The following is a 17,528-nucleotide window of genomic DNA, read 5'->3' as shown; positions in this document are numbered from 1 at the left end:
GATTGACCAGACGGCTGTCTGAGATAGCCAAACTTACTTGAGATGGGCTGGTTCGTCAAGCCCGTCCCAGCCACGACGTCGCACGACCGCGTCCAGCGCCCTGAGTGCGGCCCCTTGCCCCCACGGGGATGGACGCAGCGGCGGATTGCGATAGTTGTCGATACACCACGCTGCGTGCGTGTCGGCGCTCACGCCGACGAACACGCCGTGACGATCGATCGAGCCGACTACGGCGTCGATCGCGCGCTGCAGCGTCGCGCTGTCGACCGTTTCGGCTGGCGTACATTCGTGAAGCGCAGCAGCGACAAAAAAGGCAGCAGTTGAAGACTCCGGCTCCGCAGAGGCGTCACCAAGCACGGTCCGCCAATGCCCGTCTTCACGCTGGTGCTCGGCAAGCTGACGTATCCAGCGTTTGGTCACATCCAGAAGCGGGGCGGTTCGCGCGGAGCCCAGCTCCGCGATCAGATCCAGTGCACCCAGCAGGGCCCAGCCGATTCCTCGGGTCCACGCAATCCGGTTGGAGAGCATGCGGCCGGACTCGTAACAGTGCGCGATCCCTAGAGGCAGATCGAGTACATGGATCGTCTCCAGCGCGACTGCGAGCGCGTCGTTCTCTCGTTCGCGTGCCGGGCGCGGCGGCAGCATGGCTAAGCCAACTGGAAGGTGGTAGAGCGAGTCTACCCACACCAGGTGTCGCCACTCCGGCACATGCGGACGCAGCAACGGAATCCCCTCGGGGGTGCGCGGAAGGCGCTCCAGTGCCAAAGCCGCGCGCTCGATCGCCACCGGTTCAATACGCTCAGTCCGAGCGAGCTGGGACAGCGCCCGGAAAGGCGCCAGCGCATCATCGAACGACACGGGTGCTGAGCGCGCCCAGCGTTCGATGTCGGCTAGTGTGTCGCTCAAGTCGACCAGGCCATGGCGCTCGGCTGTAATCAACCCGTCTACCGCAATCGCGTCCCCCCAATACCACTGGCCGAACCGCCAGCGCAGCGTCCGCTGAGCCAGCGCGCGATACAGGGTCTCGAGGCTCGCGGCGGGCGCAGCCTCAGTCATAGCGCCTCCAGGACCTCCTCGGTGTGTTGCCCGACTCTTGGTGGCGGAAGTCTCGCCAGGCTGCCCATGCCGGTCCCAGATCCGGCGAAGCCGACGGCGCGGGCAGTCGAACCATCGGGCATGGGGATGGTCTGGACGAGCCCGGCCGCTGACACCTGTTCATGCTCGAGGATCTCCTCAAGTGTGAGTACCGGAGCTGCCCAGATGTCGGCGCCTGCGAGCATCTCCAGCAACCCAGTCGTCGGCTCGTTGCGCACACGCTCTGCCACCCATGCATTGACCACGTCGCGCGCTGCGAAGTACTCCTCGTCGGTCAGTCTGAGCCAGTCGCCCGGAGCGCCGAGAGCGTCCACCAACTTCTGTCGTGGCGTCATCGCAATGGCCACCCACCCATCTGCAGCTTGGTAGAGCCCGTATGGTGCCTCACTCCAGGGGGCCGCGACGCCAGTGCCACTGCGCCCAAAGCGGAGCGAGGTGTTCATCGCCACGAAGGCCTCCTGGCACTGCATAGTCAAAGCAGCAGAGAGCAGGCTGACCTCGACCCTGCGGCCCACTCCGGTCATGCGAGCGTCGAGCAAAGCGGCGCATACGTTGAATGCGAGCAGAAAGCCAGCGGACGCATCACAGACGGGCGTAGCCGTTGGCACAGGCGCCGATCCCTCCGGCCCGTTGTTGGCTGCAAGGCCACTCATAGCCTGAACTAGAAGGTCCTGCCCGGGACGCTCGACCAGCGGACCCACCGAACCAAATCCAGAGCCTTCGGCGTACACGATTGCTGCGTTTAGCTGGCGCACGTCCTGATATCCGAGTCCGAGTCGTGCCATCACGCCAGGCCGATAGTTATGCACCAGAGCGTCGCTCCGTGCTAAGAGGTCGCGCACATGCGCCAGGTCCTGGGGTCGCTTCAGGTCGGCAGCAAACGACAGCTTGTTGCGATTCATCGCCAGGAAATAGGGCGATTCCCCGGCATGGCGCGTGCCGCGGGGCAGGTAGGAACGCTCCCATTCGCCGATGGTTGGACGTTCCACCTTGATCACTAGAGCACCTAGATCGGCCATCAGTTGAGTGGCGAGTGGGCCCATCATCATCTGCGAGAAGTCGACGATCGTAACGTCTCGCAGGGGGCCCTCACCCCTGTATTGGTCGAGGAACCCGCTCATGAGCCACGGCGCTGAACGGCGAGGATGTGTTCGCAGACGAACACGATTGCGTCATCTTGGTTGGTCCCCGTGTAGTGCTTGACGACCAGACCGATGTCAGGACGGCGGTGTTCACGCTTCGCCTTGACCTCCGCAGCGGCTGCGATCGTGTCGCCAGGGCGCACGGGGTGCGGGAAGCGAACCTTCTCATACCCATAGGAGATCGCCAATAGGTTGTATTCGACCGTCAGGCCGGTCACAATCGAGAACGTCAGCATCCCATGAGCGATACGACCGCCATAACGCTCGGTGGCGAACGACTCGTCGGTGTGAGCCGGGTGAAAATCCCACGTTAGCCCGGCAAAAGCGGAGACATCCGCCTGATCAACAGTCTTGCGCGGGCCTGCAAACCGCTCACCGACGGAGTAATCCTCAAAATACCGTTCACAGCATGTCCAGCCAGGCATCGCTCTCCTTATCTGAAATCCCGGATACTTGCCCGATGGGTCGGATGTGAGCATACTGCTTCTCGGCAATGGAGGGAGAACAAATGAACATCACCGTCGTAACCGGAGCCGCATCGGGCATAGGAGCAGCAACGGTTGACAGACTTCGAACCGACGGACACGCGGTGCTGGGGATCGACGTGGCCGACAGCCCGCTGGATGCAGATGCGGACCGCGTTGCATGGATCAAGGGTGACGTCGGCTCGCCGGAAACCTGGTCACAAGCGGTACAAACCACGCGAAGCAAATTCGGCGGTACGCCTTCAGGGTTGGTGCTCAGCGCCGCCCGTCATGTAGTCGGCACCATCCTCGACACCACACCGCAACAGTGGAACGACGTGTTCGAGACCAACGTGGTGGGCGCCTACCACGGCATCCGCGCATGCCTGCCGGGCATGCGCGAGATGGGCTTCGGAGCGATCGTGACGGTCGCGAGCGTCGACGCGTTCATGGCCGAGCAGGCTTTCGCCGCGTACTGTGCATCCAAGGGCGCATTGCTGCAGCTGACGCGCGCCGTGGCCCTCGACTACGCGCGCGACGGTATCCGAGCTAACTGCGTCTGCCCAGGCGTCACCGACACTCCGTTCTTTCGCCACCATCTCCACAGCGCGGAGGATCCCGACAGCTGGTTGGCGGCGCGTGTGGCGCGCCAACCCATGGGCAGGTTGCTGGATCCAACAGATGTGTCCAACTTGATTGCGTTCCTGCTGTCCGACCAAGCCTCGGCGATGACCGGGGCTATGGCTGTCGTGGACGCAGGCCTATCTGTGGGGTTCGACTTCAGGTGATCTCGGCCTTCGAGCCCGCAACGGTGCTTGTGAGAGGTTTACCGTCTCCGTGTTCGTGCCGCCGGTCGAGAGCCGCCTCGGGCCGTGAAAAGAGAGATAACACGGCATCGGGTCGAAGTCGGCGGTGCTCACGTACCGACCGCTGACCCCGAAGGAGGGAGCACCTGTCGGACTCAGCGCTTCGAGTTCGCTACAGGGCTACGCTCAGGCGCGCCAACCTGCAAACCCTCGTCTCCACGACCTGAGGCACACCTTCGGAACCCGGATGATCGCGAAACCCGACGTTCGCCGTGCTCAGGAGCGGGTGGGCTACGCCGACATCCAGACGATGATGGAGCCCCCCACTGCGTGCCTGATGCCGTTGACACGCGGCTTGTTGCCGTGGCTCTTGCGGCCGCGATCCGGTCCGGGCGTGCCGGTGACCGGGGTGTCCGGACAGGGAGTTCGGCGAGGCTCGCGAGGCCTGGCCCAGGCGGCCACCACCTGTGAATCGGGGGCGTACCAGCCGCTCGGGGTCCGGGGTCAGGAAGCGGGTCCAGGGTTTCCGGGCCCCGGCTCGCGTAGGAGTGTGACGGTCTCGTTGCCGAACACGGCGGTGAGCTTGAGATGTCCGCCCATTGCGGCGACCTTTTTGCCGAGCGCGGCGAGCCAGAGGTGGTTGGTGTCTTCGCTGGGGCTGGCGAGGAGTTCTGTGATGTGGGTTGTGGCGGGTTGTCGTTGCTGCCACCACTCGTATAGGCGTGCTTCGGCTTCCATGAGCCGTTGGTAGGCGGCGGCGTCGCGCTCGTTGACTGGGTTCTGGTCCCGGGTCTCACTCCAGCTCGTGCCAGCTTGTTCGCCCGTGCCTTCGCCGGCTTCAGGCTGGTCGTCTTGGGTGTCGTGGTCGGCCACTAGGTCTCTCAAGAACGGTGTTGGCGCAAGCGTACGGCACCGCGCGACCAGGTGGCGAGCGTTCGCGCTGGTCGCGGGCTGGCAGGCGAGGGGCTCTGCTGGCGGGTGAGGCTGTTTGCCTGGAAGGGCAGGGTGGGTGTCGCTGCCGGCCGGTTCTCGTAACGGCCGTTTCACGCGCGCGGAGTCGGTCGCTTGGGACCTCGCTTCGCTCGGTGAGGTTTCCGCGCGCGCGGAGCGGGTCCGTGCGTCCGGTCGCGGGGCATCAGATCTCCCAGCCGAGGTCATGTTCGATCACCGGCTCGATCACCGGCTCGATCACGTGCTCCAGCTCGCGTGCAGGGCGGTCGGTCGCCTCGCGTTCGCGGGGTTGGGTGATCGGTGGTTCGGGTGCGCGGGCGAGTGGCACTGTGATCGCTGGGCGCTCGGGCTCGTCGCGTGCGAGGATCTCGCTGAGCAGGCTGAGCGGCTCCTCTCTCGTGTCGGGTTCGAGGGTTGCGTAGATGTGTGTTTGCTGCCGTGCGCGGGTGATGGCGACATAGGTGCCTTGGCGGGTGGCGTGCTCGGCGACGATCACGTGTGTGGTGTCGGTCGTGGCGCCCTGGGCGGGGAAGGGGTGCTGCACGTACCCGAGTCGCGCGTCGGCTTTCTGGAGCTGTTGTTGGGTGAGCGTGACCTGCCGTCCGTCTGCGAGCTTGAGCAGCGCCGTCTGATCGGGGGCGATGTGACGGATGGTGGCGCTGGTGCCGTTGGCAAGCTGTCCGTGGGTGGGGTGGTGGATGCTGTGGCGCAGCTGGATCTCGTCGCCTTCATGCAGCCGGTAGGGCTTGTCGGCGAGCTTGATCGCCCGGGTGCCGAGCTCCCCGGCGTGTGCCCTGATCGCCTGGGCGCGGGCGTTTAGCTGGTCGAGGTGCTCGTTTGAGGTTTGGGTGATCACCAGTGTGTGACGCCCAGCGGCCCGGTCGTTGTGTGCGGCCTCAAGCGCCTGGTCTTCGGTTGTGCGCTGCTCGCCTGCGAGATGCAGACGCCCACGGCTTTGGTAGCCGCGTAGCGCGTCGTGGTGCCTGCCGGCACGGAAGGACTGCTGGTCTGTCTGATCGGCCGGGTCGCGGGCACGCAGGTTCGTGGTCAGGCGCACGTGCGCGCCGACGGTTTGTGCTGGGTGCTCGATCATGCTCCACAGGCCACCGGCGCCGACGGGCCGGTTCTGTTGCGGGTCACCTACGAGGATCAGCTGCGCGCCGCTTTGCCTGGCCGCGTCGATCAGGTGGTGTTGCTCGGCGGTGGAGGCAAGCGCGGCCTCATCATGGATGATCGTGGTGACGGTTGAGAGCTCGAGCTGCCCGTCTTGTAAGGCGTGCGCCAGCGCGGCGGTTGAGTAGGCGCGCGCATCAACACCAACCTCAACCAGGTCGTGTGCGAGTCGTTGTGCGGCGAGCGCGGCGGTGCTTGTCACCAGCAGCTCACGGCTGGCGTGCTGGTGCGCGAGCGCGACCGCCTGAAGCACCGTGCTTTTGCCTGTCCCTGCCTGCCCTTCGATCACCACAAGCCTTGCCTGCGAGCAGGCAAGCTCAAGTGCGTGGCGCTGCTCGTTGGAGAGAGCGCCACCAGCCTTTGCGAGCCGGCTGTTGACCGTGGCGGCGGCCGCGCTAACTGATTGTGCGGGGATCGGGGTGGCGGCGCTTACGGCAAGCTGCCGGGCGTCATGGATGGTTGCATGCTCGATCTGGCGTTGTGCCCGGGTGCTGAGACGCCCGTCAGCGAGCTGGACAAGCTCACCGGTCGCGTGAAGCTGATCGAGCACGGTGAGCGCCTCCCGGATCGTGGTGCCGGCTGAGCGCTCAAGCGCGACCGCTCTGGCCTCCCGGTCGGTGAACGTCGCCTGAAACTCTGTCAGTGCCCGCCCGACCGTTGGCGCATCAACTGCCGTCATTGTTTGCGGGCGTATGGTCCTGACCGTCTCGGCGGTGAAGTTGTGCTGCTGTCCGGTCACGCGCCAGGCCCGGTCAAGGTCCTTGAGTGTTCGTGGTTGTTTGCTTGCACGGGTGCTGACGCGCAGCAACCGGTCCTCGGCCGGTTGCAGGCGCCCCCAGCGCTCCATCACCTCAAGGGTCTGTTTGGCCTGGGCTGCCTGACTGCCGCCACCGGCGACTGTCACGAGCAGTTCGGCTCGCCGGCGGGTCAGGCGCTGTTTGATCGCTTCCTGCACCTGTTGGGTTCGGCTTGACCACCGTTCGATCAGTGATCGTGGGACACCGTGGATCTCGAAGTAGCGGCCACCGCGCCCGGTGCCACGCTCGATCTGGTAGCCGAGCTTTGTGAGCTCATGGGCGAGCTCGGTGCGGTAGGCGCCACCAAGCTCACGGCGGTGAACAAACCAGGCTTTTGAGTCGATCGCGACCAGCCGCCCGTCACCGCGCACCGCGGCGTGAAGCAGCACATGGGAGTGAAGCTGCGGGTCCGGGGCATGCCCGTTCACGGCACGGGCGGTTGTGTGCCGCCAGCTGCTTGCCACCACACCGGTGGCTTTGATGTGCTCAACATGAGCGGCGTCAACGCGCTGGCGGATCATCGCAACCTGTTCGGTGGCGTAGGCGATCGCGCGGTCAATCGCCAGCTCGTGCGCCGCCTCGATGCTCGCGCGCAGCTGCGGGTCGGCTAGCGCCCAGATGGCGCTGACCGATTTGGGTGCTGAGAACGTCGCGTCGATCGCGGCGACCGCCTGACCGCTTGCTCCGACACGACGCAGCGCCACACCGGTGACCGGGTGTTTGACCGCCATCAGGGCACGCAGCTGCCCGCCAGCAACCCGCTCGGCCGGGTCACAGCCGACCGCGTTTGCGCCAGCAACCCAGCGTCCTGGTGCCTCGACCCGTTCGCCGTCTTTGAGGTAGTAGTCACCCAGCTCACCGGGCGCGGTCTTGCCCTCGAGGTAGCTCGCATACCGTGCCGCGACCCGTGCTGTGACCTTCGCGACGGTCAGCACCAGGACCTCCCAAGGGTCCCTGACGCGGCGTCATCAACCCCCAGTCCCAGACTATACGCACAGGGTGCAGACGTCCCAAGCCGTCCCAGGACGTCCCAGCAAAAACCGCTCACCGGAGCGTCCCCGCGGTCATTGTGCGCCACGGCTCGCTGGCAAACGCGGGGGTGAGGTTGATCAGCTCCCAGCTTGCGCCCTGCAGATGAAGCGCACACCCGGCGGGGACGCTTGCAACCTCGCCGGGCGACAGCACCCGGGTGCGTTGCGTGCTCACGCTGTGCCCTTGCCGTGTGCCCCACACACCCGGGGTGTGCCCGTGGTTTTCGGTGATCAGCCGACGGTCGTATTCGCCGAGCATCACCGACACCGACTCCAGGGTTTTGGTGTCGGCGATCCCGCCGAGGATCAGCTTGCTGCCAAACAGCGTCAAAAACCCGTCGGCTGCCTCACCCCACCGCCCGCGGGCCTGGGAGAGGTCCTGCAGCGCGCCGAGCAGCAGCAAACCCTGCCCGCCGCCCTCTGAGGCGATCGCTGGCAGCTCTGTGATCGGTGCGATGTTCGCAAGCTCATCCAGCGCGAACAGCACCCGGCCCGTCAGCCGGCCGCAGCGGTGCGCCTCATAGCTCGCGCGTCTGATGTCCGCAAGCAGCCCGCACACCAGTGGGGCGGCGAGGTGCTGCTGATCGGCGGGTGCGTGAATGTAGAGCGTGTCGCGGGACTGCACAAACCGCCACGGATCAAAGTCCGGGTGGTCTGTGGCCTCAAGGGCCGCGGTGGCGCTGTAGGCGTCAAGCGCATCAGCGGCGGCGGAGAAGATCGACGCGCGCTCCCGCCCGTCTGTTTGCGCGAGCCCCGCAAGCGTGCTCGACGCCAGGCTGGTAGCACCCGTGACCTGCAGGATCGAAAGCGGCTCCTCAAGCTCGTGTGCTGAGACCCACTCAACCACGGTGCGCATGCCACGCCCGCCGAGCACGGCGGCATGCAAGATCGGTGCAAGCAGCGCCTGCGCACGCTTTGACCAGTGCGTCACATCGCTGGTGCCGGCACCAACCCCGGTGCCGCTGACCAGCGCGCGTGCCATCAGCAGCGCACCATCCCAGCTGGTTGCCGCCAGAAGCGGCGACCAGCGCAGCCTGCGCACCCCGTCGAGCTGCATCGCTGTGCCGGTCGGATCAAACTGCCACACCTGCCCAAGCAGCGAGCGTGCCGGACCGCTGGCCCTGAGCACATCAGGTTTTGTTGAGGTGCTGACCGCCGGCCCGTTGTGCGCCAAAAGCGCCGGGATCATCACCGCCGAGGTTTTGCCTGAGCGCGGCGGGCCGAGCACCAGCGCCGCCCTTTCCGGGGCTGAGAACCGCCAGCTGCCGTCCTGGCCAGCACCGAGATACACACAACCGCTTGCCGTCGCGGCACGCGCCCGCTCGATCTGCCGCTCACCGCCACCGCTACCAGCCGGCCTGCCACCACGGCCGCTCGCGGGCAGGGGAGCACGCCGGTACAAAAACAGTCCCAGCCGTGCGATCGCGACCAGCAACAGCACATCAAAGGCGGTGCGTGACAACAGTGCCGCCACCAACACGGTCAGCACCAGCGCGCGTCCTGGATGCTGGCGCGGTGACTGATGCGAGGGCCCAAAGTCGCTCATCGCCGCTCACCGCGCAACAGCGTCTCGATCTCGTCACGCAAAAACCGGTAGCTGCGCCCCAGACGGCTGTGCGGCAGCTGCCCACTACGGGCCAGGTAGTAGACGGTCGAGAGCGGCATCTGCAAAAGCTCCGCCACCTCCGTCGGGGTCATCACACGCGCGCGGGTGAGCGGCACACGATCCGGGTCCGCGCTGGCCCGGGTGCCGTTGGGTGAGTGCGTTACATGCATAAACGACACCCTGAGCGATCTGCAAGGACGTCTCAAGGACATCTCGGGACGTCTTCAAAGACGTCTTGGGACAACTTCGGACGTCTTGGGACGTCTTGGGACGTCTTGGGACGGCTTTACACTCATCGCCAGTAACCACGGGCATTTCGGAGGAGACGACCGGTCGCAAACGATCTACCGGCAACCGCGATCAAAGCCACCGACATGCAGATCAAGGACCTCGCCCACGCCGTGCAGGTCAACGTCAAAACCGCGCGGCGGTGGCCCAGCACCAACCGCACCCCCTACCGCCGCCACCGCATCACGGTCGCCAAAGCGCTCGGTCTCAGCGAGCCCGAGCTCCGGCCAGATCTACAGGACCCAGAGCCCGGGCCGCTGAGCGCCGATCGCGCTGTCTTCGATGTTGAGCCGAACACGCCGCCGGCTGCGAGCCTCAGCCGTGACGGGCTGGTTGACTGGCGGGCACTGCTGATCCAACACGCCGAGCACGCGGCACAGGTCCGCATCCTGATCGCCGCCGCCTCACCCGCAGCCGTCTATAAGCCGAGCTTGAACGCACCCTCGAGCCCGGCTGGTCGGCCGACCACGAAACCGCCACCACCCACCTCCCGCCCCAGAACCGGTAATCCGCCAACACATCAAGGCAAGCAGCCGGATCCTCGATCAGATCCACGGACCGCCGGGCATTCAGGCCCGACAGCTCATCGCCCACCGCTGCAATTCGATCCTCTGCTTCGACGACCAGATGCTGGTGCTGATCCACACCTGGGCGTTGACACTCTCGACGCGCTGCACCTGCACATCCGGCAAAACGCAGAGGACCGGGGCAGCTTCCAGCGCTTCTCCGACCACTTTCAGGCGATCCGGGAGCACGCCATGGCTTCGACCAGCCGTTCGCTGCGGAAGACCTCGACGACCGGGAACGCGCACTCGACCACTCATCAGCGCTCAGCGACCCCGCCTACAAGCCCGAGCTCGACCACGCCCAGGCCGTGTACCGCGACACGCTCGCGCAAGCACGCCGCGACTACGAGCACGAACTCAACGCGCTCGACTCACGCCGGCGCCAAGGCCACGAGCGTTAGGCTCTCAAGCCGTGACCGCCACGCTCGTGCAACCGGACGATCTGCAGCCGGCTCTCGCCCCAGAGCCGGGGCAGCTTGCGCAGGTGCGAGGACGCATGTGGGTCGTCGGTGACGTCACCCGTGACTCCCAGGCACAGCTCGACGGCCGCCCCGTTCAGCACCTGGTGAGCCTGATCTCGGTTGAGGATGACGCGACCGGGGAGGAGCTTGAGGTCATCTGGGAGATCGAGCCGGGCACCAAGGTGATCGCGCGTGCCGAGCTGCCCGCCATCGCCGCCGGACATCTGGACGAGCCCGCCGAGCTCGACGCCTTTCTTGACGCTGTGCGCTGGGGTGCTGTGACGAGCGCCGATCAGCGCTCGCTCCAGGCCCCGTTTCGCAGTGGCATCACGATCGAGGACTACCAGCTCGAGCCGCTCGTGCGTGCGCTGCGCACGCCGCGCACAACCCTGCTGATCGCCGATGACGTTGGTCTGGGCAAGACGATCGAGGCGGGGCTGGTTGTTCAGGAGCTGATCCTGCGCCACCGCGCCCGCAGCGCGGTAGTTGTCTGTCCCGCCGCTCTGCAGCTGCAGTGGCGCGATGAGATGCGTGAGAAGTTCGGTCTGGAGTTCCGCATCGTCGACCGCGCGATGCTCGGGCAGCTGCGCCGTGCGCGCGGTGTTGCCGCCAATCCGTTTGCGAACTTCCCGCGCCTGATCGTCTCGATCGACTGGCTGAAGGGTGAGCTCGGCATGCGGCTGCTGCGCGAGGTGCTGCCCGCGCACCCAGAGATACCCCGACGCTACGACGTCCTGATCGTCGATGAGGTTCACAACTGCGCGCCCGCCGGCGGCGGCAACGCCCGTTATGCGCGTGACACGCTGCGCACCCAGGCGATCCGGACGCTCGCGCCCCACTGTGAGCACCGGCTGTTTCTGAGCGCCACCCCGCACAACGGCTATGACAACTCGTTTGCGGCGCTGCTTGAGCTGCTTGACCCTTACCGTTTCGCGCGCGGGATCCGCCCGCCGCGTGAGGCGATCCGTGATGTCACGGTGCGCCGGCTCAAGCAGGATTTGCGCAACGACGACGGCACCCCGCGCTTCCCGGCCCGCCGGATCGTGATGCTCGAGGTTGAGCACCCGGACAGCGAGCGTGACGTGCACGCCACGCTCGCCACCTACGCCACCGCGCGCAGCGCCCGGCTCGATGAGAGCGCGGCCGCGCGTGTCGCCGCAGATTTCGTCACGACGCTGCTCAAGAAGCGGCTGTTCTCCTCGCCGGCGGCGTTCCTGCGCACGCTCGAGGTCCACCGCGAGACGATCACTCGCGGCCTCGACCGCCAGACCACGCGGCCGAGCAGGTCGGTGCTCACCCAGCTCTTTGATGATGCCGCCAACGCCGCCGACGACGAGTCGGCCGATGATGGCGTGGGTGAGGCCACACGCGCTGCCATTGACGCCGCCGCCCAGGCTGATACCCAGCAGCCGTCACAGAATGAGCTTGAGCTGCTTGACCGGTTGCTTGCCTGGGCGCGCACGGCCGCCGACCGTGAGGACGCCCGCACCACACGCCTGCTCGACTGGGTCCAGGCCAACGTCAAACCGGACGGCCGTTTCACCGACACGCGCGTGATCGTCTTCTCCGAGTATCGCGCCACCCAGCGCTACCTGCAGGAGCGGCTCTCCGCCCGCGGCATCGGTGGTGCCCGTGTCGAGCTGCTCGACGGCACCACCACCTCCGAGGAACGCGAGCGCATCAAGAGCCAGTGGCAGGAGCCGCCGGCGGACTTCCCGGTGCGGGTGCTGCTTGCCACCGACGCCGCGTCGGAGGGCATCAGCCTCCAGCGACACTGCCATCTGCTCGCACACGCCGAGATCCCCTGGAACCCGAACCGGCTTGAACAGCGCAACGGGCGTATCGACCGCCACGGCCAGCCCGCACCGGAGGTGCTTGTGCACCACACCGTCAGCGCCGGCTGGCAGCAGGCCGCCCGCGGCTCGCTCGAGGGTGACCTCGACTTCCTCGCCCGTGTCGTCACCAAGGTCGAGCAGATCCGCACCGACCTCGGCAGCGCCGGGCCGGTGATCGCCGCCCAGATCGAGGAGGCGATGCTCGGCCGCAGAGCCAGCCTCGACGAGACCCGCTTCTCCGGTCAGGCCGCCTCCCGGGCGATCCTCAGCCAGGAGCAGCGCATGCGCGAGCGCCTCGCCGCCCTGCGCGACGAGCTTGACTCAAGCCGCACCACGCTGCACCTCGAGCCCGCGCGGATCGAGCGTGTCGTCGCGACCGCACTTGAGCTTGCCGGCCAGCCGCCGCTGCAACCCGCGCAGGAGCCCGGCACCTGGACGGTGCCCGCCTTCTCCGGAAGCTGGGCGCACGCCACGATCGGGCTCGAGCACCCCGCTCGCCCGAGCGAGCGGCGTCCGATCACCTTCGATGACCGGCTCGCCGCCGGTCGCACCGACCTCGTGCTCGCCCACCTCGGCCATCCGCTTGTGCGCATGTCGCTCTCGCTGCTGCGCGCCGAGGTCTGGGGCACCGGTAGGCATCTGCATCGCGTCACCGTCCGCTACGCCGACCACAGGCTCGGGCACCCCACCGCTGTTGCGCACGGGCGCCTTGTGATCACCGGAGCGAGCGGCCACCGTCTGCATGAGCAGCTGATCTTCGCCGCCGTCACGCTCAGCGCTGCTCGCCCCGAGCGGCTCGGCGTGCAGGCAGCCGAGGCGGCGCTCGCGCTCGCCCGCGACAGCAGCGTCCCAGCAACCCTCAGCGAGCGTCTCCTGCCACGCCTGCGCGAAGCCGCCGAGCCGCTGCGGGCGGCGCTTCAGGCCCGCGCCGGTGACCGTGCCCGGCAGCTCGTCACGACGCTTGAGGCCCGGGCGCAGGAGGAACGCGACCACGTCGCCGCAACCCTGACCGAGCTTGAGGCCACGATCCGCCGCGAGGCCTTCGGAGAGGATGGCACGCAGCTGCGGCTGATCACAGGTCTTGAGCTTGACGCCGGTGACCGCGCCCAGGTCGAGCAGGATCTGCGCTCGCTGCGCGAGCGACTCGACCGCATCCCGCAGGAGATCGCACGTGAGCAGGCGGCGATCACGCGCCGCTACCGCGACCCCACCCACCGTCTCTTCCCGGCAGCCGTCACCCTCCTCGTCCCTGAAGGAGCCCGGCTCTAGATGCCGCCCGCCCGTCGCGCACGCCCGAAGATCGCATCACACCACGCCGAGTGGCTCTCCCTGGTGCAGACCAAGGGCCCGTTTCTGACGGTGCCGGTGCTTGAGAAGCTGCTCCCCGACGGTCTTGAGGCCGTCACGCGCATCGCCGATCTGCGCCTCGCGTATGCGGAGTGGCAGCACGACCGGCGTCTGCAACAGCGCTGGATCATGTGGGTGCTGACCGAGCTGCTCGATCTGCGCGAGGCTGTCAGCGAACCGGCCGACACCGACCCCGCCTACCGTGTGCCCGTCCAGGACGTGCTGCTGCGCGCGTCATATGTGGTGCGCGACCACGCCGCGCCGGATGACCCGGTCGTGCTGCTCGTCCACAGCTATCCGCACGGCACCCCGCTCCATCGCCCGTTGCGCGCCGACGCCTGGGCCGCCAGCCCGCTTGACCGCGCCGCCGAGCTCGCGCGCGCCACCGGCCACCCGCTCGCGCTCGTCACCAACGGCATGGACTGGACGCTGGTCTGGGCACGCCCGGGGGAGAGCACCGGAATCTGCGCCTGGCGTGCTGAGCTGTGGCTCGAGGAGCCGCTCACGCTGAGGGCGTTCGTGACCCTGCTCGGCGCCCGGCGCTTCTTTGCTCTCCCCGCCGAGCAGGGTCTCACACGCCTGCTGGCCGAGAGCGCCGGGCGTCAACAGGAGGTCGCCGACCAGCTCGGCACCCAGGTCCGCCACGCCGTCGAGCTGCTGATCACCACGCTTGACCGCGCCGACCGGGACCGTCACGGCGAGCTGCTCGGCGAGCTCGAGGGCGCCGAGGTCTACCGCGGCGCCGTCACCGCGATCATGCGCCTTGTCTTCCTGTTCGTCGCCGAGGAGCGGCGGCTGCTTCCGATCGAGGACCAGCGCTACGCCCAGACGCTCGCCGCCAGCACGCTGCGCGCCCAGCTGCGCGAACGCGCCGACCGTGACGGCGAGGACCCGCTGGAGCGGTCGACCGCCGCCTGGCATCGTGTCCTCGCGCTCTTTCGCGCCGTGCATGGCGGCATCGAGCACGACGCGCTACGGCTTCCCGCCTATGGCGGCGGGCTCTTTGACCCCGACCGTTACCCGTTTCTGGAGGGACGCCCGCCCGGCAGCAGCTGGCATGAGCACCGCGCCAGCCCGCTGCCGGTCGACGACCGCACGATGCTCCACCTGCTCGACGCGCTGCAGACCCTGCTGCAGGGCGACTCAAGCGTGCTGCTCTCCTATGAGGCCCTTGACGTCGAGCAGATCGGCCACGTGTACGAGGGCCTGCTTGACCACACCGCGCTGCGCATCACCGACACCGCCCTGGCCTGCTCAGGCAGGCTCGAGCCCGAGCTGCTGCTCGGTGACATCGAGCGCTGGGCAGCGTCGGGCGAAGCGACGCTGATCGAGCGCCTGGCAAAGGAGACGGGCCGCTCCGCTGCGGCGATCGCCAAGACGCTTGACGCCGAGCCCAGCGATGAGCGCCGCGCCCGCCTGCGCGCCGTCTGCTCAGGCGATGACCAGCTGCTCGCTCGCATCGCTCCCTTCCACGGCCTGCTGCGCGAGGATCTGCGCGGCGACCCGCTCGTCTTCCTCGCCGGCTCGCTGTTTGTCACCCAGGCGCTTGACCGCCGCTCCTCCGGCACCTACTACACCCCGCGCGAGCTGGCCGAGGAGGTCGTCCACCACGCGCTTGACCCGATCGTCTATGACCCCGGCCCCGCCCAGGAACGCGACGAGCGCAAATGGAAGCTCCGGCCCGCCGCCGAGCTGCTCGAGCTGCGGGTCGCCGACATCGCGATGGGCTCAGGCGCCTTCCTGGTCGCCGCCTGCCGCTACCTCGCCAAGCGTCTGCAGGAGGCCTGGGACACCGAGACCTCAGCCACTGATGCCGCCGCCGCTACCGGCCCGCTGGCCGGCGGCGGCGGGCTGCCGGCCGACCCACTCGAACGCGAGGCACTCGCCCACCGCCTGATCGCCGAGCGCTGCCTCTATGGCGTTGACAAGAACCCGATGGCTGTCGAGATGGCCAAGCTCTCGCTGTGGCTGATCACGCTCGCCAAGGACCGTCCGTTCTCCTTCGTCGACCACGCGCTTCGCCTCGGTGACTCGCTGCTCGGGGTCACGGACCTGCGGCAGCTGCGCGTCGCGCATATCGACCCCTCCCACCACCGGCAGGCGAGCCTCGATCTGCACGCCGATGTGATCGACGCTGCGCTTGAGCGCGCGCTCATGCTGCGCCGTGAGCTCGAGGACTTCATCGTGCGTGAGATCGCCGACGCCGAGCGCAAGGCGCTGCTCTTGGCCCAGGCGCAGGCGGCGCTCGCCGACGCCAGGCTGATCGGCGACCTGATCGTCGCCGCCGCTCTGGCTGGTGTCGAGGACGCCGACCCACTGAAGGGGCCGGATGTCGCCCGTCGCATCCGCACCCTGCTTGACCACGGCCTGACTGATGTCGAGCGCGCGGTCGCGCGTACAGAGCTGCGCGCACTCGCCGACGACTGGCTGGTCGAGCGCCGCCGCGCCGTCGGGGACGTGCCCGAGGTGGTCTGGGATGACCGCAGGCCGTTTCACTGGGCGCTCGAGTTCCCGGAGGTGTCCGAGCGCGGTGGTTTTGACGCGATCGTCGGCAACCCGCCGTTCCAGGGTGGGAAGAAGATCACGGGGGCGCTGGGTACCTCCTATCGGAGCTATCTGGTGCGGCAGCTTGCTGGCGGCGTGCGTGGCAACGCGGATCTCGTCGCCTACTTCTACCTGCGCGCCGCCAAGCTGCTGCGCCCGAGCGGCGGTTTTGGCCTGATCGCCACCAACACCCTCGCCCAGGGGGATACGCGCGAGGTCGGGCTCGACCAGCTGCACGGGGCCGGCTGGACGTTTCACCGTGCGATCTCCAGTGAGCCGTGGCCGGGCGGCGCCAGCCTGGAGATGGCGACGGTCTGGGCACGGCGGGACGGCTGGAGCGCCAGCCGCGTGTTGGATGGCGTTGCCGTCGGGTCGATCTCGCCCGCGCTTACTCCGGGCAGCCGCGTGGGTGGCAACGCGCAACGGCTCCAAGCCAATCGGGAGCGATCATTCATCGGCTCCTACGTCCTCGGCATGGGCTTTGTGCTCTCCCGGGCAGAGGCCGACGCGATGAAGGCTGCCGACCCTCGCAACGAAGAGGTCGTCAGGCCCTACCTCGTCGGTGAGGACCTCAACTCCCGTCCCGACGGCTCACCGACACGCTGTGTGGTCGACTTCCGCGACTGGCCGATCGAGCGGGCGCGAGAGTACACAGCGCCGTTCGCAAGAGTGGAGGACTTGGTGCGTCCGGAGCGAGCTGACCTCAATGAGCGGGGCTACCGCGAACGGTGGTGGCAGTTTGGACGCCAAGGGAAAGACCTGTACCGCGCGATCGCCCCGCTCGACCGCTGCATCGCAATCACGCTCGTCAGCAAGGTGGTGCAGCCGATGTTCGTTCCGACCGGCATCGTGTACGCCCACGCCCTCGGCGTCTTCGCCTACGACGATGACGCCCATTTCGGCCTTCTGTCGAGCGGCTTTCACTGGTGGTGGGCAGTGACGCGTGCGTCGACATTGGAGACGCGGGTTCGTTACACCCCGACCGACTGCTTTGAGACCTTCCCGCAGCCCGAGCTGACCGACGCCATCGGCATCCTCGGCGGCGAGCTCAACGCGCACCGCTCAGCCCTGATGCTTGACCGCCAGGAGGGGCTGACCAGGACCTACAACCGCGTGCACGATCCTGATGAGCACGCCGACGACATCGTGCGCCTGCGCGAGCTGCACGTTCAGCTTGACCGCGCCGTCCGCGACGCCTACGGCTGGAGTGACCTGGAGCTCGGCCACGGCTTCCACGAGACCAGGTTCGGCGTCCGCTACACGTTCGCGCCGGCGCCCCGCCAGGAGCTGCTTGACCGGTTGCTTGAGCTAAACCACGAGCGCTACGCCGAGGAGGTCCGGCGCGGGCTACACGCCAAGACAAAGCCGAAGCCCCGCGCGCGGGTGGCTCCCGCTGGGACGCTGTCGCTGCTCGATGATTGA

General features: G+C 67.6%; 11 protein-coding genes. 3 read left to right on the top strand and 8 right to left on the bottom strand.

What is annotated here, in order from left to right; genetic code table 11:
- Positions 1-33: 33 nt before the first annotated feature.
- The 3 genes from M3M54_RS11320 to M3M54_RS11310 are packed head-to-tail and all read right to left on the bottom strand — an operon-like array spanning position 34 to position 2,662.
- The gene (locus tag M3M54_RS11320) at positions 34-1,056 is read right to left on the bottom strand and encodes a glycoside hydrolase family 88 protein (RefSeq protein WP_249019154.1); all 1,023 of its coding nucleotides are present in this window, start codon (positions 1,054-1,056) and stop codon (positions 34-36) included.
- Complete coding sequence (locus M3M54_RS11315) at positions 1,053-2,216, bottom strand: CaiB/BaiF CoA-transferase family protein (protein WP_249019153.1); 1,164 nt, start codon at positions 2,214-2,216, stop codon at positions 1,053-1,055. The genes M3M54_RS11320 and M3M54_RS11315 overlap by 4 nt, the downstream gene beginning before the upstream one ends.
- The gene (locus M3M54_RS11310; RefSeq protein WP_249019152.1) at positions 2,213-2,662 is read right to left on the bottom strand and encodes a MaoC/PaaZ C-terminal domain-containing protein; all 450 of its coding nucleotides are present in this window, start codon (positions 2,660-2,662) and stop codon (positions 2,213-2,215) included. The genes M3M54_RS11315 and M3M54_RS11310 overlap by 4 nt, the downstream gene beginning before the upstream one ends.
- Before the next feature lie 83 nt (positions 2,663-2,745).
- On the opposite strand from M3M54_RS11310, the gene M3M54_RS11305 reads away from it, so the two are divergent.
- On the top strand, positions 2,746-3,489 hold the full coding sequence (locus tag M3M54_RS11305; protein WP_249019151.1) for an SDR family NAD(P)-dependent oxidoreductase: 744 nt from the start codon (positions 2,746-2,748) through the stop codon (positions 3,487-3,489).
- A gap of 522 nt (positions 3,490-4,011) precedes the next feature.
- Here M3M54_RS11305 and M3M54_RS11300 read toward each other — a convergent pair.
- The 5 genes from M3M54_RS11300 to M3M54_RS11280 all read right to left on the bottom strand — a co-directional run bounded on the left by M3M54_RS11300 (position 4,012) and on the right by M3M54_RS11280 (position 10,108).
- The gene (locus M3M54_RS11300; protein ID WP_249019150.1) at positions 4,012-4,380 is read right to left on the bottom strand and encodes a hypothetical protein; all 369 of its coding nucleotides are present in this window, start codon (positions 4,378-4,380) and stop codon (positions 4,012-4,014) included.
- Positions 4,381-4,642: 262 nt separating this feature from the next.
- The gene (gene mobF / locus M3M54_RS11295; protein ID WP_249019149.1) at positions 4,643-7,363 is read right to left on the bottom strand and encodes a MobF family relaxase; all 2,721 of its coding nucleotides are present in this window, start codon (positions 7,361-7,363) and stop codon (positions 4,643-4,645) included.
- Between the two features lie 109 nt (positions 7,364-7,472).
- A complete protein-coding gene (locus M3M54_RS11290) occupies positions 7,473-9,005 on the bottom strand; it encodes a type IV secretory system conjugative DNA transfer family protein (RefSeq protein ID WP_249019148.1) in 1,533 nt (510 codons plus the stop codon).
- Entirely contained in the window at positions 9,002-9,235 is a 234-nt protein-coding gene (locus M3M54_RS11285; protein WP_249019147.1) for a helix-turn-helix domain-containing protein, read from the bottom strand. The genes M3M54_RS11290 and M3M54_RS11285 overlap by 4 nt, the downstream gene beginning before the upstream one ends.
- Before the next feature lie 687 nt (positions 9,236-9,922).
- Positions 9,923-10,108, bottom strand: coding sequence for a hypothetical protein (locus M3M54_RS11280; protein ID WP_249019146.1), 186 nt, complete (start codon positions 10,106-10,108; stop codon positions 9,923-9,925).
- A gap of 223 nt (positions 10,109-10,331) precedes the next feature.
- On the opposite strand from M3M54_RS11280, the gene drmD reads away from it, so the two are divergent.
- Together drmD and M3M54_RS11270 are read left to right on the top strand one after the other, a co-directional pair.
- The gene (gene drmD, locus M3M54_RS11275) at positions 10,332-13,484 is read left to right on the top strand and encodes a DISARM system SNF2-like helicase DrmD (RefSeq protein ID WP_249019145.1); all 3,153 of its coding nucleotides are present in this window, start codon (positions 10,332-10,334) and stop codon (positions 13,482-13,484) included.
- Positions 13,485-17,528 (top strand): Eco57I restriction-modification methylase domain-containing protein, encoded by a 4,044-nt coding sequence (locus M3M54_RS11270; protein ID WP_249019144.1) that lies wholly within the window; start codon positions 13,485-13,487, stop codon positions 17,526-17,528. It begins immediately after the preceding gene.

The sequence above is a fragment of the Conexibacter sp. S30A1 genome (assembly GCF_023330665.1).
Taxonomy (GTDB): Bacteria; Actinomycetota; Thermoleophilia; order Solirubrobacterales; family Solirubrobacteraceae; genus Palsa-465.
Note: the sequence above shows the minus strand (reverse complement) of the source record. Positions and strands in the feature narration are given on the sequence as shown.